The 25,148-nt window shown below is 47.8% G+C and carries 21 protein-coding genes and 1 riboswitch; of the genes, 5 read left to right on the top strand and 16 right to left on the bottom strand.

The features are described 5' to 3' along the window. Positions 1–70: 70 nt before the first annotated feature. Positions 71–2,692 carry a diadenylate cyclase gene (locus gpAD87_RS19075; protein ID WP_064639915.1) on the bottom strand — a complete coding sequence of 874 codons (2,622 nt, stop codon included), beginning with the start codon at positions 2,690–2,692 and terminating at the stop codon, positions 71–73. Between the two features lie 112 nt (positions 2,693–2,804). On the opposite strand from gpAD87_RS19075, the gene gpAD87_RS19080 reads away from it, so the two are divergent. Continuing rightward, positions 2,805–3,896 (top strand): M24 family metallopeptidase, encoded by a 1,092-nt coding sequence (locus tag gpAD87_RS19080; protein ID WP_064639917.1) that lies wholly within the window; start codon positions 2,805–2,807, stop codon positions 3,894–3,896. A gap of 103 nt (positions 3,897–3,999) precedes the next feature. On the opposite strand, the gene gpAD87_RS19085 is transcribed toward gpAD87_RS19080, so the two are convergent. Both gpAD87_RS19085 and gpAD87_RS19090 read right to left on the bottom strand, forming a co-directional pair. Next, positions 4,000–4,683 (bottom strand): queuosine precursor transporter, encoded by a 684-nt coding sequence (locus tag gpAD87_RS19085; RefSeq protein WP_064639919.1) that lies wholly within the window; start codon positions 4,681–4,683, stop codon positions 4,000–4,002. A 260-nt stretch (positions 4,684–4,943) separates the two neighbouring features. Next, positions 4,944–6,341 carry an L-cystine transporter gene (locus gpAD87_RS19090; protein WP_063564371.1) on the bottom strand — a complete coding sequence of 466 codons (1,398 nt, stop codon included), beginning with the start codon at positions 6,339–6,341 and terminating at the stop codon, positions 4,944–4,946. A gap of 334 nt (positions 6,342–6,675) precedes the next feature. Here gpAD87_RS19090 and gpAD87_RS19095 point away from each other — a divergent pair, with 334 nt between their 5' ends. Next, positions 6,676–8,376 (top strand): methyl-accepting chemotaxis protein, encoded by a 1,701-nt coding sequence (locus tag gpAD87_RS19095; protein WP_064639921.1) that lies wholly within the window; start codon positions 6,676–6,678, stop codon positions 8,374–8,376. Between the two features lie 151 nt (positions 8,377–8,527). Here gpAD87_RS19095 and gpAD87_RS19100 read toward each other — a convergent pair whose 3' ends face one another. The 11 genes from gpAD87_RS19100 to cobD form a co-directional block, all read right to left on the bottom strand. Then, positions 8,528–10,069: a cobyric acid synthase gene (locus gpAD87_RS19100; protein ID WP_064641035.1), complete on the bottom strand. Its 1,542-nt coding sequence runs from the start codon at positions 10,067–10,069 to the stop codon at positions 8,528–8,530. Between the two features lie 72 nt (positions 10,070–10,141). Continuing rightward, positions 10,142–11,032 carry an adenosylcobinamide-GDP ribazoletransferase gene (cobS, locus tag gpAD87_RS19105; RefSeq protein WP_064639923.1) on the bottom strand — a complete coding sequence of 297 codons (891 nt, stop codon included), beginning with the start codon at positions 11,030–11,032 and terminating at the stop codon, positions 10,142–10,144. Next, positions 11,029–11,589 carry a bifunctional adenosylcobinamide kinase/adenosylcobinamide-phosphate guanylyltransferase gene (gene cobU / locus gpAD87_RS19110; RefSeq protein WP_064639925.1) on the bottom strand — a complete coding sequence of 187 codons (561 nt, stop codon included), beginning with the start codon at positions 11,587–11,589 and terminating at the stop codon, positions 11,029–11,031. The genes cobS and cobU overlap by 4 nt, the downstream gene beginning before the upstream one ends. Beyond that, positions 11,586–12,716 (bottom strand): nicotinate-nucleotide--dimethylbenzimidazole phosphoribosyltransferase, encoded by a 1,131-nt coding sequence (cobT, locus tag gpAD87_RS19115; protein WP_064641037.1) that lies wholly within the window; start codon positions 12,714–12,716, stop codon positions 11,586–11,588. Before cobT ends, cobU begins: the two co-directional genes overlap by 4 nt. Positions 12,717–12,763: 47 nt before the next feature. Further along, the gene (locus tag gpAD87_RS19120; RefSeq protein WP_442950724.1) at positions 12,764–13,585 is read right to left on the bottom strand and encodes an ABC transporter ATP-binding protein; all 822 of its coding nucleotides are present in this window, start codon (positions 13,583–13,585) and stop codon (positions 12,764–12,766) included. After that, complete coding sequence (locus gpAD87_RS19125) at positions 13,582–14,628, bottom strand: FecCD family ABC transporter permease (RefSeq protein WP_064639927.1); 1,047 nt, start codon at positions 14,626–14,628, stop codon at positions 13,582–13,584. The genes gpAD87_RS19120 and gpAD87_RS19125 overlap by 4 nt, the downstream gene beginning before the upstream one ends. Beyond that, positions 14,625–15,629 carry an ABC transporter substrate-binding protein gene (locus gpAD87_RS19130; RefSeq protein WP_064639929.1) on the bottom strand — a complete coding sequence of 335 codons (1,005 nt, stop codon included), beginning with the start codon at positions 15,627–15,629 and terminating at the stop codon, positions 14,625–14,627. Before gpAD87_RS19130 ends, gpAD87_RS19125 begins: the two co-directional genes overlap by 4 nt. A 395-nt stretch (positions 15,630–16,024) precedes the next feature. Continuing rightward, positions 16,025–16,172: riboswitch (cobalamin riboswitch) on the bottom strand. 155 nt (positions 16,173–16,327) lie between these two features. Continuing rightward, entirely contained in the window at positions 16,328–16,975 is a 648-nt protein-coding gene (locus tag gpAD87_RS19135; protein WP_064639930.1) for a histidine phosphatase family protein, read from the bottom strand. After that, positions 16,966–17,946 carry an adenosylcobinamide-phosphate synthase CbiB gene (gene cbiB, locus gpAD87_RS19140; protein ID WP_064641041.1) on the bottom strand — a complete coding sequence of 327 codons (981 nt, stop codon included), beginning with the start codon at positions 17,944–17,946 and terminating at the stop codon, positions 16,966–16,968. Before cbiB ends, gpAD87_RS19135 begins: the two co-directional genes overlap by 10 nt. 44 nt (positions 17,947–17,990) lie before the next feature. After that, complete coding sequence (locus gpAD87_RS19145; protein WP_064639932.1) at positions 17,991–18,809, bottom strand: adenosylcobinamide amidohydrolase; 819 nt, start codon at positions 18,807–18,809, stop codon at positions 17,991–17,993. Next, on the bottom strand, positions 18,790–19,938 hold the full coding sequence (gene cobD / locus gpAD87_RS19150; protein ID WP_157258493.1) for a threonine-phosphate decarboxylase CobD: 1,149 nt from the start codon (positions 19,936–19,938) through the stop codon (positions 18,790–18,792). The genes gpAD87_RS19145 and cobD overlap by 20 nt, the downstream gene beginning before the upstream one ends. 211 nt (positions 19,939–20,149) lie before the next feature. On the opposite strand from cobD, the gene gpAD87_RS19155 reads away from it, so the two are divergent. Together gpAD87_RS19155 and gpAD87_RS19160 are read left to right on the top strand one after the other, a co-directional pair. Beyond that, entirely contained in the window at positions 20,150–21,151 is a 1,002-nt protein-coding gene (locus gpAD87_RS19155; RefSeq protein WP_064639935.1) for a lipoate--protein ligase, read from the top strand. Between the two features lie 244 nt (positions 21,152–21,395). Beyond that, positions 21,396–22,199 (top strand): Cof-type HAD-IIB family hydrolase, encoded by an 804-nt coding sequence (locus tag gpAD87_RS19160; protein WP_064639937.1) that lies wholly within the window; start codon positions 21,396–21,398, stop codon positions 22,197–22,199. Positions 22,200–22,310: 111 nt separating this feature from the next. On the opposite strand, the gene gpAD87_RS19165 is transcribed toward gpAD87_RS19160, so the two are convergent. Next, positions 22,311–22,634, bottom strand: coding sequence for a hypothetical protein (locus gpAD87_RS19165; RefSeq protein WP_197521440.1), 324 nt, complete (start codon positions 22,632–22,634; stop codon positions 22,311–22,313). 22 nt (positions 22,635–22,656) lie between these two features. Then, positions 22,657–23,595, bottom strand: a complete 939-nt coding sequence (locus gpAD87_RS19170; protein WP_064639941.1) for a DMT family transporter — start codon at positions 23,593–23,595, stop codon at positions 22,657–22,659. A 120-nt stretch (positions 23,596–23,715) separates the two neighbouring features. Here gpAD87_RS19170 and gpAD87_RS19175 point away from each other — a divergent pair, with 120 nt between their 5' ends. After that, complete coding sequence (locus gpAD87_RS19175) at positions 23,716–25,137, top strand: aminotransferase-like domain-containing protein (RefSeq protein WP_231952662.1); 1,422 nt, start codon at positions 23,716–23,718, stop codon at positions 25,135–25,137. Positions 25,138–25,148: the final 11 nt, after the last annotated feature.

Genomic DNA, 25,148 nt, shown 5'->3' on the forward strand with positions numbered 1-25,148 from the left:
ACATTAAAGAATAGGATTGGTTTACATTTCACATGCTTATGAAGGGGAGCCTAACTTATTATGAAAAGAGTCATTTCTTGTCTTCAATAATTGCATTTTCATCATTACTTAAACTCTCAGTAGTTGTCGCCACTTCAGGATGTAATTCTGACATTTTCTCATTCATATCCAATAATATTTTACCCAGTTCACTTTTCTCCCAATCTTCGCCCTTTTTCTCAAGGTATTCTTGGTAAAGATGATGGAATAAATCTTTATCTTTACTTGCCAACGTAATAATGTCTTTCCTATAAGAATCTCTGGGTGTCTCTATCTCGGCTTTAATCAGATCGTTAAGAGCATCTTTATATTTTTCTGCTGACCAATACATCAAAGCACGGTTAACATAGATAATATGCTTTTTAGATTTCTTGAGTTCGATCCCTTTGGTGAAGGCATTCAAAGCTCTCTGAAAACAAATATCTTTTTCATTGCTATTTTCAAGATAATCACATTGCTTTGACAATGCGATACCAAACAAATTGTAATCATTACTTATCAAATCATCTTTTCCATTTTTTATCACATGTTCCGTTGTAGCAAATAATTTTTGAATCAATTGCTCTTTCAATTCATTATTTTCAGTTCCCATATAGAATCTGAAAATTGATTTTGCCCATTTTCTACGATATTCAATACATAACTCGCTGGTCATACACATACCTTTTTCATAATATTCTGACGCTCTTTTGTAATTTTCTATTTCAAGCCACGCATCAGCAAGAGCAAAGTAGCAGTCATGATCTATATCAATGCTTTCAGCGGTTTCTTCTAATTTCAACTCATAATCCTTTACTTTCTCATCTGTTGCCTTGAATTCCAAAATATTTTCAGCAAAGGCCTGAACAATCCTTCTCAGTGTTCGTTCCGTGACAGGCTCTGGAATCAAATTAACAAGCCCATCCTCTGAAATAACGGCTATTATACATCCTTTACTAGGATACTTTTTCTTCATATGTTCTAAATATCGATATGCAGAGTTAAAGCGGGCCCCCCTGCTAGAATCGCCAACATCTTCCTTTGCAATCCCATCCAAAATAACACCGATCGCGTGACATGAGGCATTGATATCATAGTAAATCGCACCATCTATTGCACTCAGATATCTAATGTATGTAGGTTCAAGCTCCGTTTTCATAATTGGCGTGGATTGTTTGTTTAAACGCTCAACTTCAGAATGGGCAATATCTTCTTCCGTAATAACTATCATCGTTCCACTCTGTTGCCGGGTAGCTTCCATAATAATATTGTTAAGTCTCTCTATAGCAACATCATTAAGATCAAAGTCCTTATTCGAGAATACAGCACGAATAATTCTTTCAAATAAGTCAGGATCAAATTGTTCCTGTCTAATTTCAGGATTTTTAAAGGATACAGCTAGCAAGCTATCCGAGATAACATCAAAGCTCTGGGTTCTTCTAAAGGTTTTAAAATTTCTCTGTGTCATTAAGTGCTCGTCAGTGATTTCTTCTTGTCCAAGACGAATTAAAGACAACTCATATCGAGAAATCCCCTTAAATTCAATTTTGTACACCTTATCTCTAACATTTTGATCTACCAGTACTCCCCAATCAACTTCGCCTATCCCGTATATTCCTTCTCCATCTGAAATAAGATATAACTCCTTCTCATTGTTGGTCATCTCAAGTAACTTGCGAATACGCCGACCATTATGAAGGGATATCCCTTTTTCATCTCTGAACTGAATTATATACTTAATCAGTCCAAATTCTTGACCCACCAAGGTTGAATTTAGGAGAAGCATACAACCAAAGGGATTTTCACCTTCATAGGTTTTGGTTGAAATCCCCTCAATCTGGTCAATAAGTGTATTCACATAATAGATTGCACTAGGTTCCTGCTCACCAGAGTTTAAATGATCACTATTGTTTTTATTAATATTCTCGAATACTCGTCCAAAATAAACCCGAGTCATGCGTTGTAAAAACGCCACTTCGTTTTCATGATACTTAGATTGCAATTGGTCTAATCTTCTATAAGGATGAACCTCGTTATAATAATCACTGAAAAAGTATTCAAGTGTCATATGTAAAAAAGAAAGTCTAGGTAATTCGTAGAAATAATTGTATATATGTTGACTTACATAATTGAGATCAACAATGTATATAAGTTCGAATACTTTCCCTTCCACTTCAATTTTTAATCGACCAGTGTATAATACCTTATCCGCCTTGCGAATCGGATTCATAATTGTATTCGGATTTAGGCCTGTTTGATCTCCAATTTTCGAATCTAATTCTTCTTCTTGCTCCCCCTCCTGTGACTTTTGTCCAGTTTTGGTACAAATCGACTCACGAAGCCACTGAAGCAGGTCTTTAGTCTCATCCCACACTAAACCGTAGAATCCCAACTTTGAGAGAACACCATCCATCCCTCCTAGATCCTCAAAAGTAACTTTCGTCTTTCCTTCTAGTTGTTTATGAGTAATGCTTCGTTTAACTCTTGTGAAAGTCCATTCACTTTGTGCTTGCTGTTGCACTAAGGCGTAAAGCTTAAGCTCAAGATTGCTGTCTAATTTATTCATGATTGTTTCCAATTGTACATAAACATTCTGATGAATACTCTCGATAGACCTTTTTGACATTAAAACGCCCTCTCTCTTCTGGTTATCATTTCTAACAGTATCTATCATATCACGGAATGCCCTCCCCCCATCATCAACATTCTAAACAAGTCCATTTGGATTTCTCCGACATTCTTCTATAATAGAAGATAGAACGAACTGAAAGGTGGACATATAACTTATGAATCAAACTCCTTTATCCCGGCTGGAAGCTGGTCTGTCTACACAAGGATTGGACGCCATGCTGATTACAGATCCGAAACATATTTACTATTTAACAGGTTTTGCGAGCAATCCGCATGAGCGTTTCCTCGGACTTGTTCTTGCACGCGGCGAAGATCCCCTGTTGATCGTGCCTGCACTCGACGAGGAAGCCGCCGCAGCCGCTTCTTCGGTCTCGAACATTGCCACGCATTCAGATACGGACAATCCTTACGCTTTATTTGAGCGTTATCAAGGACGTCTGGGCCGCGTAGGTCTCGAAAAAGAATACGTGACTGTCGCACGTTATGAACAGTTGACCGCCGCGCTGGGCGCTGCCAACTTTGAAGATGTCGGCCCTTTGCTTCGCACCTTGCGTGTGAAAAAAACACCGGATGAAGTCGCTCGCATTCGCCACGCCATTCATCTGATCGAAGAGACGCTTCGTCAAGGACTATCTCACGTTCGTACAGGCGTAACCGAAATCGAACTGGTTGCCGAAATGGAATACCAGATGAAGAAACTCGGTGCAGACGGCCCTTCCTTTGATACCATGGTGCTCACAGGACCCAAAACAGGCTTGCCACACGGCACACCAGGTGAACGCAAATTGCAGCATGGCGATCTGTTGATGTTTGATATGGGTGTCTACGCTGGTGGGTATGCATCAGATATTACGCGCACATTTGCCTTTGGTGACATTTCACCTGAACTTAAAACCATCTATAACACTGTGCTCGCAGCAAACGAAGCTGCCATTCGTGCAGTTAAGCCAGGTGTCACCTGTGCGGATATTGACCGTGCAGCACGCCAGGTTACGGAAGAAGCCGGATACGGCGAACGTTTCCTGCACAGAGTTGGACATGGAATGGGCATTGACGTGCATGAGTATCCTTCACTGCATGGTCAGAACATGGACATTCTGGAGGAAGGTACGGTATTTACGATTGAGCCGGGTATTTATGTAACCGGAGCAGGCGGTGTACGTATCGAGGATGATGTAATTGTGACGGAGACGGGTGTAGAAGTTCTGACGACATATCCGAAAGAGCTGCAAATCCTGACGGACTAATCCTTTTTGTCATAAGCAAAAGTCCCGTGAAACCATGAATGCATGGCTTTGCGGGACTTTTGTGTTTGGATTTAGCATTTTGCAGAAGAACTTAACTACGAATCTAGGCTTCATCCTTGAATTTAAAGCTTCGTGCAGCATATAGAAACGGCGTTCCTACCGCGGTCAATACAAATTTGATCACGTATGTCGTCAAGAAAATTTCAAGCCAGACGTCCCATGGATAGATGAAGGCAAACGCAATCGTGCAGAATACCAGCGTATCCGCGAAAGAACTGATGATCGAACTGCCGTTGGTTCGTATCCACAACTGATTACGCCCTGGCGCCACCTTACGCAGCCAAGTGTATAGTCGCACGTCCAGGAACTGACTGATGAAATAGGCTGTCAGACTACCGAGTGCCAGACGTGGCAGCATACCAAACAATTTTTCCATTGACTCCTGTGCAAAGTCCGTCGATGCTGGCTCAAAGTACAATACCATCTGCATCAGCACTGTCGTCATAATCAATGTGAAGAACCCGAACCATACGGCTTTACGTGCCTCACCCGGTCCATACTTCTCATTGAGCAGATCACTGGTCAGGTACATGCTAACATACATCGTATTGCCCAGCGTCAGAACGATACCCATAATATCTATCGTTTTGGTCACCTGTATATTGGCAATGACTGTTGCTACACCAATCCAGGCATAAAGACCCTTTTTACCGAACAAGCGGTAACACAAAAGAAAAAAGCCATACGTTACGAGAACAAAAAGCGCTCCCCATCCTAAATTAAACAATATAAATACACTGCCTTCCTAGTTTTGATTACGCGGGATGGTTACGAACCGCGGTTTGGCTCTGGGCCAAAACATGAATACTCTATCACATTTCCCCAAGCTTGAACAGCACTAAATAACTCCAACTGGCTTCAGATGATATTTACGGTATGCCCAACCGATGCTAAAAGCAAAAAGCCGCCCTCCGGATTAACCCGAAGAACGGCTACTCTTGCATGGCTTGTGGCTGTAACTGCCATCGGCCTATTTATGAATCTGAATTACGCCTGAACGGCTGAATCCAAATCACGACTTTGATCATTAAATGTATCATGATCGTTTTCTTTCAGAATTTTGCTGGTCACAAGTCCTGAAGTCATGGACCCGTTCACGTTCAATGCTGTACGACCCATATCGATCAACGGTTCAACCGAGATCAACAATCCTGCCAGAGCTACCGGCAAGTTCATCGTGGACAACACGATCAGGGAAGCGAAGGTTGCCCCGCCGCCTACACCAGCTACACCGAATGAACTGATCATGACAACCAGGATCAGGGTAATAATGAAGTCCCAGCTCAGCGGATCGATTCCGACCGTTGGAGCAATCATCACCGCCAGCATGGCCGGATAGATCCCGGCGCAGCCGTTTTGACCAATCGTGGCCCCAAAGCTTGCTGACAGATTCGCAATCCCGTCGGATACACCCAGTTTCTTCGTCTGCGTCTCCACGTTAAGCGGAATTGCTGCCGCACTTGAACGAGAGGTAAAGGCAAATACCAGAGTTGGCAGAACCTTTTTCAGATACGTGAGTGGGTTGAACCCAGAGAGCGCAATGATAATCAGATGAATGATGAACATGACGAGCAACGCAACATAGGATGCAATCACGAATTTGATCAGCTTCAGAATCTCATCCGCATTCGTGGTGGCCGTTACCTTTGTAATCAGTGCCAAAATCCCGTAAGGCGTCAGCCTGAGCACCAGTGTTACAATTCGCATAACCACCGCATATACCGCATTGACCATACCTCGGAATGTTTCCGCCTGCTGTGGTTTTTTGCGATCCAATCCGAGCACCGCCACACCGATAAACGCCGAGAAAATAACAACCGCCAGTGTGGATGTACGACGTTCTCCGGTCATGTCCGCGAATGGATTCGACGGAATGAACTCCAGTACTTGCTGTGGAATCGTCTGATCCTTCACGTCAACGAGACGTTCCTCCATCTTCTGCCCCTGTGCAAGCTCTCTGTCTCCACCTTCGATCTCAATGGAAGTCAGGTTAAAGCTCAAGCTTGTCACAATGCTGACCCCTGCGGCAATAGCCGTCGTGATCAACAAGATCGCGATAATCGAAACACTCATTTTACCGAGATTCTGCTTGCCTTTCAGATTCATGATGGCCGATATGATAGAGACCATGATTAATGGAATCACGACCATTTGTAACAAACGAACATATCCTGAACCGGCCAGATTAAACCAATCGACCGACTTGGTAATGATTTCAGAATCAGATGTGTAGATCAGTTGCAGAATGACGCCATATACAACCCCGATGCCCAAACCCGCAAATACACGCTTGGTAAAGGAAATATGTTTCTTCTGCATCCAGAACAGGACACCCAGAAGAGCGAGCATAACCACTACGTTCAAAATGATTAAAAAGGTATTCATCTGTATAAATCCTCCTCAGTGTGAGTAACCGGATATTCCGGTTTTCTACTCGCTCAAAAGCGATATTCAACAATATATCACATAACAAACTATTCTGGTAGGTATTAATTGATATTATGTAATATGCGTGTAATAAATTCATCTATTCCTGAAAAAAATACACTGAATCGTGAAAATTATTGTATTCAACCTCCGGTTAATTTTGTAATATAGGTATATCCGCTTATTCCCAAGTTTTCTCAACGTGAAAATTAGGCCTTTCTTCGTTGGTATTTAGTCTTACGATAACGGAAAAGCGACGATGTTAATGAACATGACGTGAAAGGATGATCCTATGTTTCGAAATCGCACCGTTGCCGGTAAAATCAGAGGCACTTTGTTCCTCGTACTGCTGGTTGCTTCCCTGTTGTTTAGTATCAGTTTCTATGCTGTCTCCATGAATATTATGCAGAGTTACGTGCTTCCACAGTTCGACAAGGTCCTGGGCACGTCCATTCAGGATATATACAAAAACACATCCGCTTCTAAAATTTTGCAAGTACAGAGTGGCGGAGCTGGCTCTGAGGGTGCTGCACTGACCGTGGAATCCTATTTGGCTGGCAAAGCCAAAGAGCATAATTTGGACGGAGCATACGTTGTCTCTATTCAGGATGGTAAAGCTACGGTTGTCATCGCAAATACCTCCTCGGGCATGAAAGCCGGAGATGAGATTAAAGTAGAAGCAGCAATGAATGAGGCCACTGAGAAAAAAGAAATGGAAATCAGCCAGGTTTATGCCGATTCCTTCGGTGTACATAAAGCAGCCTTTATTCCGATCGCAGGAAGTAACATGATCCTGGCTGTTAGCATGGATGCCCAATTCATTCAGGACAAAATTGCACAGATCTTCTGGTTGTGCCTCGGTATCACGGCATTGGTCTTTTTGCTCGGATGGCTCATCTCGACAAGCATGATCAAACGTGTAACCAAGCCGATCATTCAGCTCGTTCAACATAGCAAACAGATATCACAAGGAGATCTGACTGCTGAAATTCAGATTAAAGGTAAGGATGAAATTGCACAGCTCGCTTCAAGCTTCCAGACGATGACTCATAATCTGAAAGAAATGATTAGCCGTGCCCTCTCCACATCCAATGAAGTTGTGGAAGGCTCCAATGATTTGCTCAAACGGGTAGAATCCATGTCCGGTATGGTGAAAGACTCCAGTCGTTCTGCAGAAAGTGCCGAGAAAGGCAGCGTAAGTATCGCTTCCAGCGCAGCCGAAAATGCCAGAGCCATGGAAGAAATCACGCAAGGCATCATGCATATTGCCTCCTCTTCTGCCGAAGTATCCGAGCAGATCGGAGATGCTGCAAACGAAGCTGTTAACGGTAACCGTCTGGCACAGGATGCCATTCAGCAAATGGAACGTGTCGGCCAGACCGCGAGCGAATCTCTGCGTTATGTTGAAACGATGAACGAGCGTTCGATCGCGATAGGGACCATCGTACAATCCATTTTTGAAATCACGAAACAGATTAACATGTTGTCCCTCAACGCTTCCATTGAAGCAGCACGTGCGGGAGAGCATGGACGTGGGTTCGCCGTTGTTGCCGGAGAAGTACGAAAACTGGCGGAGCAATCCAAGACAGCTACAGAGGAAATCTCCGATTACCTGGGTACCATCCGTGAAGACGCCGAACGTTCGGTTGATGCTATGAACCGTGTAACCCAAGAGATTGGATCAGGTACTCACGTGGTTCAACAGGCAGGCTCCGCATTCCAGCAGCTTAACGAATTGATTCAGAACGTTAATCTGACCATTCAGACGGTATCGGCCTCTACCCAGCAAGTATCTGCTGGAGCTGAAGAAGTCAGTGCTTCCGTGGAAGAAACGGCTCAGATCACGTCCAAGTCCCGTCAAAGCATGCAAGAGATTGCTTCTACAGCGGATCTCCAACTGAATGAAATGGACTCCCATTCCAGCACCGTACGTCATCTGCATGAACAAGCGGTAGAACTGCAATCCGCCATGAAGAACTTCAAAATAAACTAACCGGAATACCTTTAACCCATTATTTCCATATTCGAATCAAACTTTAACATTAGGTACACAAATACCCCCATGATCAGCATCGTTCCAGGTTTCAGGGAACGTTGCCACACATGGGGGTATTCTTTTGGACTGCACACCAGGATGCTTCCTTTTATTCAGGTGGCTGAACGCCCATAATCTCGTATACACGCTGCATGTTCAATGAAGAACGTAATGATTCAGCTACACGGTCAAACTCCATTTCCTTGCGTTCACGTGCGCTGTACGTCTCCAGCAATGGAGAAAGCCCTTTTCCTTCACGCAGACCATTGAGCCATGAACGCCGGAATTGATCACTTTCAAACAAACCATGCAGGTATGTTCCCCACACTTTGCCGTCAGTCGTGCCCCAGCCTTCATTGAAGGATTGACCTCCCGGATGGGCGATTTCGAATAAGGCCGTTACACGTTCAGGCTCAATACACTCGGTAACACCCATATGAATCTCGTATCCATTAATCTTCAACGAGTTTGCTGCATCACTTTCCTTGGGCAAACGAATTGGATGAAGACCGTGTACATGCCCAGAGGCTCTTACCGTTTGTTTGTTCTGCAGAAAGGTTGTCGATATGGGTAGCCATCCCAATCCATGGGCTTCCTGGATCTGATTCGCTTCTACCGCAAATGGATCTTTGAGATGCTGACCAAGCATTTGATATCCACCACATATCCCTACAAGCTGAACATGATCACGCTCCGTCTGGCTGGCAATCGCTTGCTCCAATCCCGACGCACGCAGAAATGCCAGATCTCCAATCGTATCCTTCGTACCCGGAAGCAGAATGGCGTCGGGATGTCCCAGTTCATCTGGAGAAGTCACATATCGCACATTCACATCCGGTTCCCTGGAAAGGGCATCAAAGTCTGTAAAGTTTGAAATACGCGGATAACGAATCACTGCCAGGTCCAGCTCCTGCTGACCGGATTTGCCGTGTCGCATGGAGTCCAGCACCACGGAGTCTTCCGCTTCAATCTGAATATCGCTTATGTAAGGCAATACGCCCAATACGGGAATACCTGTCCGTTCTTCAAGCCAGTCCAACCCAGGCTGCAGCAAGGACAAGTCTCCACGAAACTTGTTGATGATGAATCCTTTTACACGCTGAACCTCATGCGGCTCAAGCAGCTCCAGAGTACCTACAATGGAGGCAAAGACACCGCCACGATCAATATCCGAGATCAGAATAACCGGAGCATCCGCCCAGCCCGCCAGATTCATATTAACGATATCCCGATCCTTCAGATTGATCTCCGCAGGACTGCCTGCACCTTCCATCAGCACAATATCATATGTCGCGCGCAACCGATTCAGTGCATCCATGACCGTTTGTTTGGCTTCGGGTAGAAAATGCTGCCTGTAATCCCACGCACTCATCTGTGTAAGAGGCACACCGTGCACGACAATCTGAGAATGCATATCCCGAACCGGCTTGATCAGGATTGGATTCATATCCGTTGTCGCTTCAATGCCGCATGCCTCGGCTTGTGCTCCTTGGGCTCTTCCGATTTCCTTGCCGTCTTCCGTGACGTAAGAATTCAGTGCCATGTTCTGTGATTTGAACGGAGCTGGCCTTAAGCCATCCTGCTTGAATATTCGGCATAAGGCCGTCGTAATTACACTTTTCCCCACATCCGATGCCGTCCCTTGCAGCATTAATACTGCTGCCGTTTGTTCGGACGTTTGTGCAGAAGTATCTTCCACGTTCCCTCACCACCACTCTCAGCGTTATATCAAAAAGAATCCCTGTAACAGACTAAGTACCGTTAGCAGTGCGGCCTCAAGCAACTCATTCATGGCTCCATATGTGTCCCCTGTAAGTCCACTCAGCCTTTCGCTGATACGCCCGGCAACGAATTTGCCAATCACATAACCAGCCAATGGTACCACAATGATCGCTGCAACAGGATATAGCCACCATGGTAACGTCCCCAATCCATTCTCCGTCGCCAGTACCTGGAACATGGCTGTATCCGGCTGGAAGATCCATACCGCAGCCCATGTGATCACACCTGCCAGAATGGTTAGCCCAACCGCGGAGCTGCGTGCACGCTGGACTTCCCTCCGTTCCCCCAATCCCTTGAACAGGACAGCGAGTCCATCGTCCTTGCGGGCATTCGGCCAGGCCGCCATGGCATATACCATGAACCAACGGCTCCAGATCATCGGCAGGATGAGCAAAGCTCCATAAGCCCAGTTACCACGTGCGATAAAGTCAGCAATCAATGACGCTTTCATCATCAACAGTAGGACACAGGCGATCACGCCCATGGCCCCGACGCGGCTGTCTTTCATAATCTCCAGCATTCGCTCACGGGTTCGATAACTAAGCAGCCCATCTGCCGTATCCATCCAACCATCCAGATGAAGGCCTCCGGTTAGCCATACCCATAACGTCAAGGTTAACACCGCTGCCGGAAACGATGGAAGCAGTGCACCGGTCAGGGCTCCGCCCAGCCAGACGCATAATCCGATGATCGCACCAACCAGCGGGTAATACACTACACTCTCCCGCAGTAATGGCGGAACGAAATCAAGCTGCATTTTTACCGGAAAACGGGATAGAAATTGAAAAGCGGCCGCAGCCGCATGTTTTTGGTCAAAATCGCCTTTACTCATAAACGATACTCCCTACTTTTCAGCTCGATCGCAATGCCCACTGTCACCAGAAACACTTCGCGGCTAATCGCGGCAATCCGCTGATTGAGAATGCCCGCCAGATCCCGATATCTTCTGCCCAGCGCATACTCTGGTACAACACCGTCCCCTACTTCATTGGTGACAAGCACGAGCAGACCCGGGTACGACTGGACGGCCGCTACCAGTGCGTCCATATGATCGTACAGCACCTGCACCGGTTCATGTTCATGCGCTAACAGCACATTGCTGAGCCACAGTGTCAGACAATCTACCAGAACGGTCGGTGCAGACGTACCTGTATGGGACTCTCCCATTCGTGTAATTAACTCAGGCAATGCCAGCGGTTCCTCCACCGTATGCCATAGATATCCTGCTTCATCCCGCTGGCTCTGATGCAGGCGTATACGCTCGCGCATCTCGTCATCATAAGCTTGAGCCGTAGCGACATACCAAGCCTCAGAGGATCGCTGCATACAGAGACGCTCGGCAAACGAACTTTTGCCACTTCGCGCCCCGCCTGTCACGAGTACACTCATGAGGATACCTCTCCTTGTACAGAGGAATCAGCAGAAGCTGGTATAGACTCTGTAGGTTGAGACTCCGTTGTGCCATCAGATACACCCGCACTTGCAAATGTCGCCATCTCATTCAGAATGCGACATGACGCATCAATCAGATGAAGACTGAGCACGCCTCCGGTACCTTCACCCAGTCGCATGTCCAGATCCAGCATGGGCTTCAGACCCAGCTCACGCAGCAACGCTGCATGTCCACTTTCATGCGATGTGTGGGAAGCAATCATGTATTCTGTACTGAGCGGAGCAAGATGACTCGCAATCAACGCGGCAGCGGTGGAGATAAATCCATCCACGACAACCGGGCATCCGTTTGCAGCAGCAGCGAGAATCACGCCTGTTAGTCCGGCAATCTCCAGTCCGCCCACTTTGCACAGTACATCGAGTGCATCGTCTGCATTCGGAGCATTCACGCTGAGGGCTTGGCTGACTACTGCGGCTTTGCGCTGCAAACCAGCATCATCTACGCCTGTTCCCCGGCCAACCGCTGAAGCAGGTGCTGTTCCGGTTAATGCACACATCACCGCAGCGCTAGCAGTTGTATTCCCGATTCCCATCTCTCCGGTCACAAACAACTGCGTTCCCTTCGCAACCTCGGTGGAGACCACTTCAGCTCCTGCAAGAATGGCCTGAATCGCTTCGCCCCGGGTCATTGCAGCACCCTTCGCCATGTTGGCTGTTCCTTTGCGCACTTTGCGGGAGACCAGGTCTGGATGATCCAGATCCGCATTCACGCCGATATCCACACAGATCACATGAGCTCCAGCGTGGCGCGCAAGCACATTGACAGCCGCTCCCCCTGCTAGGAAATTCAGGACCATCTGCGGCGTTACCTCAGCAGGAAAAGCACTAATCCCTTCTTCAACCACCCCATGATCCGCAGCCATAACGATGACAGCTCTTCGATCAAAGCAAGGCCGAGCCTCACCGGTAATGCCCGCCAGACGAATAACTAGCTGTTCAAGCTTGCCCAGACTGCCGGGTGGCTTCGTCAATGCATCCACATGCGCGGAAGCTTTAGCCGCAACTGCCTCATATGGACCCACGATCCGACCAATTAACTGTTCCAACACCTGTTCATTATTCATACAGCCAGCACTTCCTTTATCAAAATATGGGGTCTCCCCCGCTTCATTCATTTCTTCTCTCTTCTTAGCAAAAGCTGTGGCAATCCATTGTCGGGATGATTCACCATGGCCGGACTCACCCGGAAGATCTCCCGAATGTTCTCTTCCGTCATTAACGAATGGGGGGTGCCACTGCTTACACAAGTCCCGTCACGCAGCGCCAGAATATGATCGCAAAATTGCGCGGCCAGGTTCAGATCATGCAGCACCGCCACAATCGTAATATGATTTTTTTGACGCCACGCTGATAATAACTCCATGAATTGCAATTGATATTTGATATCGAGAAAGGTGGTTGGCTCGTCAAGCAATAATAGCCTGGGTTCCTGAGCCATGACTTTGGCAAGCGCAACCCGCTGCCGTTGTCCGCCACTCAGTGCATCCAAAGGTCGTTCGGCCATGTCACTCAGACCCAACTCCTCTAACACCTTATCAACTACCGCTGCTCCATCCGACGATTCTTTGCCAAGCCAGTTCTGATAAGGGTAACGTCCCATCTCGACAACATCTCTTACGGGATAAGAGATGGCCGGCAGACCATCCTGCTGCAAGACCGCAATCATACGTGACAAATCTTTACGGGTGTATGAGGAAATGTCGCGTCCATCAATCTGTATGCTGCCTGCGTTCGGCTGTTCGGTTCCGGCAAGTAGCTGAATCAGGGTCGATTTGCCACTGCCGTTTGGACCAACAACGCCCCACCATTCACCCTCTTTGACTTTCCAGTCCACTGCATGCAGAGCCCGATGGTTACCATACATTTTACCAGCTTCCGTGACCTCTATCATCGGCCGGCTCTCGGTAAGGTCTGTTTTCATGAATGTGCTCATGGCATCATCCCCTTCCGCAGCTTTTTATTCCGGTGTAGCAGATACGCGAAGAATGGCGCTCCAACAAAAGCCGTAACCACACCCAGCGGAATTTCGGTTGGGGCCAGCAATGAGCGTGCAATCGTATCTGCCCAGACCATGAAGATGGCTCCCCCAATCGCGGACAAAGGCACCAGCAAGCGATAATCAGGTCCGACGATGAGCCGAAGAATATGCGGAATGACCAACCCGACGAAGCCAATCACGCCGGATACGGAGACAGCGCCCGCCGTAAGCAGTGTACCCACAGCTAACACCGACAGCTTCAATCCATCCACCTTAACCCCGATATGAGCAGCCTGTCGTTCCCCCAAGGCAAGCACATTCAACGAACGCGCACGGCTCCAGAGGAAAATCAGCCCCAGTACAAAATACGGGAAAAGGATGGCCGTATACGACCACCCACGCAGTGCCAGACTTCCCATCGTCCAGTATATAATTTCATTGATTGTCTGTTTCGACATGGTCGACAGGAAGGAGACGACTGCTCCCAGGAAACTTTGCATGACTACGCCAGCCAGAATGAGGCTGTGTGTCGGTATTTTGCGTCCCTCACGAGCGAGGGCCAGCACAAACCACAATGTGATTACTCCCGTCAGAAACGCGACCAGTGGCAGAGTCCAGATCCCAATCAGTGCATACTGCAATCCGAAAAAAATCAGAAAAGCCGCACCTACCGATGCACCGGACGATACACCCAGGGTAAACGGATCAGCCAGAGGGTTACGAAGAACCCCCTGGAATCCAGTTCCGGCAATCGCCAGCGATGCACCTACAAGCACGGCAAGCAGTACACGTGGGAATCTGACCTTCCATATAATCTGTTCTGCTGCTGTATTCCAGTCAGGAACAATCCAGTCGCCCAGCCAGGGAATGCGATGAAGCAAAATGCCCGCAATGTCCCGGACAGGCAGGGCAACCGAACCGATGCCCGTGCAGATGAGCACGGTTAACACAAGCAGCACAATTCCGGCCGTTCCGTACACTGCCAGCTTTTTACTCATTTGAACAGATCAGGGTAGATCGCTTTGGCTACTTCTTTCAGACCTTGAGTTACCCGTGGTCCCGGACGGCTCAACAGGTTGGCATCCAATCCGATGACTGCATCGTTTTTCACAGCCGTGATTTGATCCCATCCGCTGCGTGCTTTGATGATTTGATCCAATGTTTTGGAATTTTCATCAATGACATCGTTCGCATACAGAATGACGTCCGGATTAGAAGCAATAATGTTCTCTTCATTAATCTGATTCCAGCCAGTCAAGTCGGAAGCTACGTTGTTTCCTCCGGCCAATGTGATCAATTCATCCATGAATTCGCCTTTACCCACAGTCCAGCCTGGGGAGAACTCAACGTATACTTTTTTCTTCTCTTCCGGTTTAACTGCCTTCACAGCTTCAGTTACATCAGCCACATCCTGTTTCATCTGGGTGGTGATCTCCTGTGCTTTTTCCTGATGATCCGTGATTTTACCAAATGTTTCAATGTTGTTCATCACATCATCCACTGATTTAGGGTCTGTTTTGAAAATGGTGATGCCCAGATCACGCAGTTTCTTCACCGACTCTTCGCTCATCGAGATACCTGTAAATACGATATCTGCTTCAGCTGCAATGATAGACTCTTCATTAGGCTTTGTTATGCCGCCCATTTTTGGTTTCTTTGTTGCTGCTTCCGGATAATCGTCATAGTCGGATACCCCTACGATCTGCTCGTCCAATCCGAGTGCGAACAGGGATTCCGTTTCAGCCGGAGATACGGATACGATTTTGGCTGGTGCTTTGTCAAAGGTAAACGATTCACCCGTAGCATCTGTAACCGTGAGTGGATATTGTGTTTTGAGATCTGTTTTGGCCTGTTCCTGGGATTGCTCCTGTGCAGGTTGCGAGGTTCCTGTACCCTCGTTTGTTGTTGTTGTACCACATCCGGCCAACGTCAGTGCCAGCATCGCTGCGCTCAGAAGTGACGCTACGCCTTTCCATGTCTTGAAATTCATTGTGTTCATTCTCCCCTTCTCTATCCATTCTAGTGAGTAGTGCTCCTGTCCCAATTCCGCTTGAATTTGTGTTCCGATATAAGTTGAACCAATAAAACTTTACACTAGGCCACTACGATTGCAGTACCATCTTCCGATCGCTGTTATCCCCAGATTTTTTTGATCCCCTTTTTGAAAAGGGAAAAATCCGGTGATAAAGGCGAACACCTCGTTTCTTCAGATTGGTTCTGCACTCTTCGTTCTCGTGTAAATATTCGGTTCATCTTATATGAAAAAATAAAATCCCCAATCCTTGGGTCAGGATCAGGGATGACGTCTCGCATGTGGCGATCTGCGCATGATCAGCTTGGCGCTGTAAATGCACAGAGAACTGCCCGAAACGCTGTCCTTTCCTCGAAGGAACACCGGTTTATACGTCCAGGGCAGGTAACCTGACTTACAGGAATTCATCCTGATTTACAGTGGCGGGACCGTGCCGGATTTACACCGGCTTCCCTATTTCACCCGTTTGCCGTTCATGGCCTCATATGAACCCATGAAACATTGCTGCATGCACGCGGGACCCTTGGTCGCTAATTTTGTTCAACCATTCAAGTGAGCATCTTGCATCCTCGGTAGAGCTCATTGCGCCTCCATCCAAAGATGCACTTGCTAAGTCACACTTCTGTTGTGATTATAGGTTATATTGTACATCCTTACAACCCGATTTACGGAAAAGTCAATCTGGTTCCAACCCAGTTGTCCCCATCACCATCCAGCCGGATCTTGATCGCTTGTCCTGGTATCACCTGCGTATCCCAAAATCCTTGATCTGGAATGAGACGTGATACCATATAACGAATAACACCGCCATGTGTAATTACGGCTATCTTTGGCACGTTTAAGCTGCGAGAGTACAGTATTGGTGAAAAGGACAACAGACTCTCTTTCAGAAATGAATCAATCCGCGCAGTAAATGCTGTCCAAGGCTCGCCACTCGGTGGCGTTACCTCCTGGGGCGCATCGATCCAGTCTCGGTACTGCGGATTGTCCTTGAGCTGATCGTAGGTCAACCCCTCCCACTGACCAAAGTCGATCTCCCTTAGTCGGGCATCAAGCTTGGCCTGTCCCATTTGGGACGATGCAATGTGTGAAAGTGTCTGCTGACAACGCAGCATATCACTGCAATACAAGGCGTCGCATGTGATATCGCTACACTGCTCACGCAGCGAAGATAGCTCCTGCTTTGCCTCAGGCAACAGTCCGATGTCAGTATGCCCAAGATACCTTTTTTCCAAGTTCCACGCCGTTGTACCATGACGTATCAAAATAATCTCACGGCTTTGCATGCCACCATGTCCAGCTTCTATCTCCATAACAGTGCACCTCCAGCAGACCATATCCCGAAGGTGACCAACCAACATAATAAAACAAAAGAACCTGCCGACCAGAACATAAGCCGTGTTGTTCGTACAATATCTTCTGCTTCCATCCGTCTTGTAGGCTCGCCCATATATGCGCGAAATGAAGCCACGCCGTGATATACGTTATGTCCACCAAGTCTTATGCCCAGCGCTCCGGCCACCGCTGACTCGGGAAAACCGCTATTTGGGCTTGGGTGAAGTCTTGCATCCCGGGACACCATGCGTGCAGCCCCTCTGGCATCCAGCTTCATGAACCAAGCTCCTATAATCAACAGCAAGGCGGTAAGCCGCGCGGGAATCCAGTTGGCCCAATCATCTAGACGGGCAGACGCCCAACCGAGATGCAGATATTTTTCATTTTTATAACCTACCATCGAATCCAGTGTATTCACCGCTCGATAGGCCATGGCAAGTGGTGCACCACCAATCAGGGCATAGAACAGTGGAGAGACGATAGCATCCACGATATTCTCCGCCACAGTCTCTACCGTCCCACGCACAACCTCCGGTTCATCCAGATGAGCCGTATCACGTCCTACAATCATACCCAGTGAACGTCTCGCCGCAGGCCAATCTTGTTGACTCAGATGGCGGTAAACTTCCATACCTGCATCCTTCAAACCTTTCGAGGCAAAGGTGGTTGCGATTAACACCACTTCTGCCACAACCGCAACAGCGGGATGAATAAGACCCAGCACATAGATCAATCCCCAAGTCAGTGCAAAAGAACCGCCTGCAATCAAAAGGGGAAATAATACGCCCGCTCTTTTGAGAGCCTGGTTCGAGTCCACCCGCGATCTTATCGCCCGCTCCAGTGCAGAGATGGCCTTTCCCATGCCAATCACCGGATGAGGAATCCAGCGTGGATCTCCGATGCAGCGATCCAATATGTATGCTCCTACAATAATCCAGGCTCCAGCCATTCCCGTCCAGATCGGCCAAGAAGCCCATTGAATCAGCAGAGATGTCATTGCTTGTTATTCCTCTCTTTCCACTCCTGCGCGGCTTGCAGGCTTTCCGTTATCGTGTCATACACCAGCCTGCCGATCGCTGCACCCATGACCGTAGCCGTCCCGGCGTAACTGATGAGCGGTTTATTTACTTCAGCCTGACTTACCGCGAGTACGATGGCATCCGTTGTTGTTCCGGTTGCGGTCAGACCATTCTCTGAATCCGCCACACCGAAATCAGCTAGCGCAGCGGCCTTCGCCTCTACCGCAGTCTGAATGGCATTCACCATCGCTCCAGCAGTCATACGCCCATTCATCCACAACATGATATTGATCGTACCGGGAGTATAGGTTGAAGCCGAAACCTTCCCAATTTTCTGGGACACCGTCCCATTGCTCATCTCATTCCCCGCAGCATCGAACACGGTTCTTGCAGAACCTGCCCGTGCAGCATTGGATACCCCTGCTGTAGTGCAGCAAAGTAATCCGAACTCATCACTTTCGTATTCCTGAATCGCTGTGTGCTCCAATCGAACCGCAGTCAGAAGACCGGCACATTGATCCTGTGGCTCTTGCCATTCACTCAACAGATCAGCAATATCACGAGGTGGATCATCACAGCGATAATGTCTGTCGACATAGATGTTGAATATACGATCAATTTCAATCATACCGCCCCCATACACGGCACTGGAAAGGGCTGTTACAGCAGAAGGACTGGACGCTTTAATATGCCGCTCATGTGCGGAGACGTGTAATCCAGGCCACACAGAAGATCTGTATTCGTTCTGGTCCTTTTGTAAATGGGAGTAATAATTATAGAATGGCAGTGCCATCGCTTTGTCCCCCTGCCTCTAATCCGGTTGTCGGATTAGACGTAATTACATTTCCCATTGTTTCCAGCATACGTCCGTTAGCCTCTGCGTCCTTGACCGCAAAACGTACATGTCGTTCCCCCAGTCCGGGATACATTGCGCAGCTTCGGATCAGTATACCCCGTTCACCGAGAGCAGTCTGCATGGATATCGCTGTCCACGGTTCTGGCAGAGCTGCCAGTATAAAGTTCGCTTCCCCTCGCGTCACCTTACATCCCAAAGCCTTCAGGCCTTCCGTTAATCTCCCCCGCTCGTGTGAAACCAGTGCCAATGTCTCCTGTTCAAAATCCTCTCCGCTGCGCAAACAGGCTTCTCCTGCGATCAGTGCCAGCCCATTCACACTCCAGGTGACCTGTTTCTCTGTCATGGCACGAATCAGTTCGGGACGACCCATCGCATAACCCAGACGCAGGCCTGGAATCGCATAAAACTTGGTCATGGACCGAATGATGATCACTTGCGGATACTCTTTCAAGCTGGACGCCAGCGATTGCCGCTGTGATTCAGCAATAAAATCGATAAATGCCTCATCGACAACCAATATCGTGCCTGTTGTCTCTGCTTTATGAGCAAGCTGTTGCAGAACGTCCACCGGATACTGTACCCCATTAGGATTGTTGGGCTGTCCAAGGAAGAGCAGGTCCACCTGTTCCATCAGCTTCTCAATATCTTCCGGTTCTGCTCGCCAGTCCAGCTCTTCCCGTCCTTGAACATGGTGGACTTCTGCTCCAAATTGTCTGGATAATGCACTGTACTCTGAAAAACCGGGCTCTACCGTACCTACTCTACGCGGCGCGAGTCCAAGTAAGATTAGAGCCATGCTTTCTGCCGCCCCGTTACCCACAGATATGTGATCTGGGGTTAAACCCAGTCGGTCACTAAGCAACATTTTGAACGCCCGATGACCCGGATCGGGGTAACGAAGTACCGTATGCAATCCTTTCTCAAGAGCCTCCAGCACTTCCCGAGGTGGACCCAGAGGATTAATGTTTGCGCTAAAATCGAGGAAATCCGCAGGATTCCCTCCAAAACATGCCGCGGCTGTCTCCACATCACCGCCATGTCCGAAAACTTCAATTAAACCGGTCATTCTGTCCGTCATCCTTTCTGCATGTCCTTTTTATTATGGATGTCGTGGCAGGCAGGGGTCAATCCTGATTTGGCTATTCAAGCCCTTTGCGGCTTCAATTTCTTTGTGTCCTATCGACAATTCGTTTACAATAGAGAAGGAATTTCGATTCCGTAAAGCATCACTACATAAGGGATATGCATCCCTCACATACATTAATGGAGGAATGACCATGCTGTTTGTTGATAACCAGGGCATTACAGATCCTTCTGTAAACCTCGCCATTGAGGAATACATTCTGAAGCATCTGCCGATGGATGACAGTTACTTGCTGTTTTACATCAACCGCCCGTCCATTATTATCGGAAAACACCAGAATACCATTGAAGAGATCAACATTGAATATGTTCAGGATAACGGTGTTCAAGTCGTACGTCGTCTTTCGGGAGGCGGAGCCGTTTATCACGATCTGGGCAACCTCAATTTCAGCTTTATTACCAAGGATGACGGACAATCCTTCCATAACTTCCGTAAATTCACGCAGCCTGTGGTGGAAGCCCTGCAAGAGCTTGGCGTTAATGCCGAACTGACGGGACGTAACGATCTGCAAGTCGGAGAGAAGAAAATTTCGGGCAACGCCCAATTCTCTACGCGTGGCCGTATGTTCAGTCACGGCACATTGATGTTCAACCTGAACCTCGACCACGTACAGGCTTCACTCAACGTTAATCCGGAGAAGTTCAAATCCAAGAGCACCAAATCCGTACGTTCTCGTGTAGCGAATATTCGTGATCTGATTGACAGCAATCTGACCATTGAACAATTCCGGGACGAGCTGTTGCGCCACATTTTCCGTATGGAGCCACAAGACGTTCCTCAATATGAACTCACAGAGAAAGACTGGGACAAAATCAACGAAATCTCTGCTGAGCGTTATAACAATTGGGACTGGAACTACGGGCTTTCCCCGGAAAGCAATGTGAAGCATACACGTAAATTCCCTGTCGGTATCATTGATCTGCGCATGAATATCAAAGATGGACGGATTGAAGATATCAAAATCTTTGGTGATTTCTTCGGCGTAGGCGATGTGGCGGATATCGAAGATATGCTGCGTGGCAAGCGTTACGAGGAATCTGAGGTGCGTACTGCACTTAAGGGTCTGGATGTAAAACATTACTTCGGTAACCTGGAGCTGGAGGACTTTATTGGCCTTATTTTCCTGGAGGAGTAGGTATATAAGTTCAACCCAAGAAAGCTTACACCTGCCACTCCGATGACAGAATAACCTTCCGATCGCTGTTATCCCCAGATTTTTTTGATTCCCTTCTTCAAAGGGAAAATCCGGTGATAAAGGCGAACGCTCCGCTTCTTCAGGTTTTTTCTGTCCTCTCCGTTCTTGTGTAAAAAGATTAGTTGAACTGATATAGATTAAGTCAGGTATAGATACAGATAAAAAAAGGAGAGAAACAACAGAGATGACCTATAAATTAATCGCAATTGACATTGATGATACCCTGATCAACGATAACAAGGAAGTAACGCCTGCAACACAGACTGCCCTGGAACAAGCGGTAGCTCATGGTGTCGTTGTAACACTGGCAACTGGACGTGCCTATGCTTCTGCACAAGCACTCGCTCGCCAAACGAAGCTGAACGTGCCAATCATTACGTATCAAGGCGCTTTGGTGAAAAACTTGCTGGACGAAAAAGTACTTTACGAACGCTACGTTCCACAGGACGCTTCCCGCAAATTGTACGACTACTGCCTGGAGCATAATCTGCACCTGCAAACGTACATTGACGACAAACTTTACGCCCGTGAAGAAAACGACAAGCTGCGTGACTACGCTAAACTGAATGGTACTCAGTACCACATTGAACCGGATTTCATCAAAGTGATCGAGCAAAAAACACCAAAACTGCTCATCATTGATGAGCCTGATTATCTCGACGAGGTTGCGATTGCCCTGCGCGAATTGCTCGGACCTGAAGTACACATCACCAAGTCCAAGCCATACTTCCTTGAGATCATGCACAGCGAGGGAACGAAAGGCCATGCACTAACCTTCCTGGCAGATCACTTCGGTCACCAATTGAGCGAGTGCATTGCCATCGGGGATTCCTGGAATGACCATGAGATGCTGGAAGTCGCTGGTCTTGGTGTAGCGATGGGGAATGCGATCCCTGCTCTGAAAGAGCTGGCAGATTACATTACCGCGAGCAATAACGAAGACGGCGTGAAGCAAGTGATTGAGAAGTTTGTGCTGAACGCAGAGTAAGCTTTTAAGAGGTCGAGTCCATATAAAACATGTTATTTCAAGATACAATGAAACAGCCCTGCACGGTGATGAATCGCTTGTGCAGGGCTGTTTCTGTAATAAAACTGTTAATTATTCTATTTTGCCATACTTCTCGTCAAATTCACGATTCCGCTCACTGATCTCCTTCATTACTCTCCCTTTGGAAAAACCGGCTAATGGCCTAGGAAGCAGGAGTGTTACTCCTATAATGAATAAAAGAATGGCCAAGATAAGTCCAATGATGCCACCCGTTTCAAAAGTGGCTTGCAGATAACGGCCCCATTGATTGAACCAGATCGTTACGTCCGGTAAATGAATAATGGTCCCAATATGGATCATGCCATAGAGCACGATTCCCGCAAACAATAAAACAGCACCGATCCCCTGTCTATTCAAATGGATGTCTCGCCTCATTCCTGCGTAAAATATATATTCCCTATTTTACCATGGATTTGGAAGTCTGACCCAATGAAGTTGTGCTTTTGCCTCTCTTCAGCAAGTTCATTACTTTCTCATTCATCGCCAGCAAACCTGAAACGATTAGAGCAACTCCCAACCAGGTAATCCAGCTTACATGCTCATTGTAGAGAACCGCCCCAAGCCCGACCGCAATCGGAGGAGAAATGTATAACCAGGTCGCCGGGAATAACGGGTTGGTACGAGACATGATCCAGTAGAACAAGCTGTGCCCGATCATCGAACCGATTACCGTCAGATAGATCAGGGATGATACCGCTGGCATCCAATCCAGTCCAGTTGTGCTCCACGATTCGGTCACCGCCGAAAGCGCAGATAACAGGACACCTCCGTACATCATTTGCACCGCATTGATTGCTACAGGATTAGCCTCCTTAAACTGATTAATGACCTTTTTCGAGTACAACGCACCTGCCGAGTAACAGACTTCACCCACCAATACGGCAATACAGCCCCATAGCCACAGGGAACTACCACCAATCGATACACCCGGTAACACGACGAGGATAACTCCAGCAAAACCGATCAGGCAGCCCGCAATCATGCGTGCAGACGTTTTTTGACGCAACAACGCTGTCTGCATCACCATAATCATCAGTGGACCTGTTGCTGACAGAATCGCCCCAACACCCGAGCTCACATATTGCTCAGCCCAATATAAGGTCGCAAACGTACCAAAAGTCAGTCCCGCACCCGTCAAGAGCATCTCTTTACGCCATAATAAAGACAAGTTCACTTTCCCTTTCATCCACATCCATGCAAACATTAGAGCACCTGCAATGATAAAGCGTAGTCCGGCCGACAGAAAAGGCGGCATGCCTGCCTCCACGCCAATTTTAATCGCTAGAAACGTTGTTCCAAAAATAAGACACATTACGGTAAATGCTACTGCAACCATGCTAGCCCCTCCTTCATCTGTTCTCCATCATATAGCACTGTCCACAGAACAGAATGAATAAAACAGAACAGTTAATTCCCGTTTGCTGTTACAATGGAGTTCAAAAGGAGCGTGAGCCGGGTGGGCAAAGCCATTATGATGACAGATAACAGCCTGAAACTATATGAGCAAGTGGTACATTATCTGGTTGTACGGATCGAAGCCGGAGAGTGGAAAGAGCATGAGAAGCTGCCGTCCGTGCGGAGCCTGTCCGAGCTGCTCGGTGTACATCGCCTCACCGTTTTTAAGGCCTATCAGGAATTAAAGGAACGGGGGAACGTTTACGTCAAGGATAAGTCCGGTTATTATGTCAGTCCTGCTGACCCTTCTCCCGTGACAGATCAGGCCGATGACCCGGCCGTGTCTGCCTGGTTGCATTGGGATTCACTTGCCCGCGTGCAATCCCTTGAGGCGGAATACCAATTTTCCAAATCATTGATTGACCCCGCCCTGCTGCCAAACCGATATTGGGGAGAATTAATGCGGGATTTGCTGGATTTATATCCCCGTCTGCTTGGGACGTATTCCACGATTCAAGGAGATCTGGAGCTGCGTAGTGCCTTGGCAAGCCATCTGACGACGAGAGAACGTTTCTACATCTCGGCTGATGAAGTGCTGATCACTTCCGGGGCACAGCAAGCCATTGATGTGATCTCCCGAAGTCTCGTCAGACCCGGTGACCGTGTGCTCATGGAGAGGCCAACGTATGGCCCTGCGATGGAAATTTTCCGCAAACAAGGTGCCAAGTTAATTTTTACGGATATTCATCCTCATGGCTACGATCTGGAACAGATTGAACGCCTGATGAAGCAGGAAAAGCCGAGAGTATTTTATATGACGCCGACCTTCCAAAATCCTACGGGCATCAATATTCCGACCGAGCAACGCAAACAACTACCTGAGCTAGCGGAACAGTACGGATGTTTTCTGGTGGAAGATGACAGTACCTATGATATCTATTTCAAGGAAAAGCCTCCTGCGCCAATCTTCACATACGATACTACAGGGCATACACTCTATATTCGCAGCTATAGCAAATATGTCGTGCCGGGTCTGCGGATTGCCGCAATCATGTGCCGTCCCCGGTTCATGCCAGGATTACAGGCCGTAAAAGCATTGACAGATAACGGATCACCTTTGCTTAATCAGAAGCTTTTCCTCCGTTATTTCCAGTCCCCACGCATGCACCAGCACTTGTCCAAGCTGCGTACCGCTATTCAGCTACGGATGGAAGTGATGGAACAGTGCCTTCAACAAACCAATTGGACGTGGACTCGTCCTGAGGGTGGACTTAACATCTGGGCGGAGCTTCCGGAAGGTGTCGATACGGGGCGCTTGCTTCACCGATGCATGGAGCATTCCGTCGCTTTTGTGCCGGGAACGGTATTTGATCCTTCAGATGCGAACGCCAGTCGCAAGCTGCGTCTCTCCTTCTCCTATGCTCATGAGCAGCAAATCCGGGAAGGCATGAGCAGACTTATTGCTTTGGCTGAAAATACGTGATGGCACGTTGC

The sequence above is a fragment of the Paenibacillus sp. AD87 genome (genome assembly GCF_001659845.1).
Taxonomy (GTDB): domain Bacteria; phylum Bacillota; class Bacilli; order Paenibacillales; family Paenibacillaceae; genus Paenibacillus; species Paenibacillus marchantiae.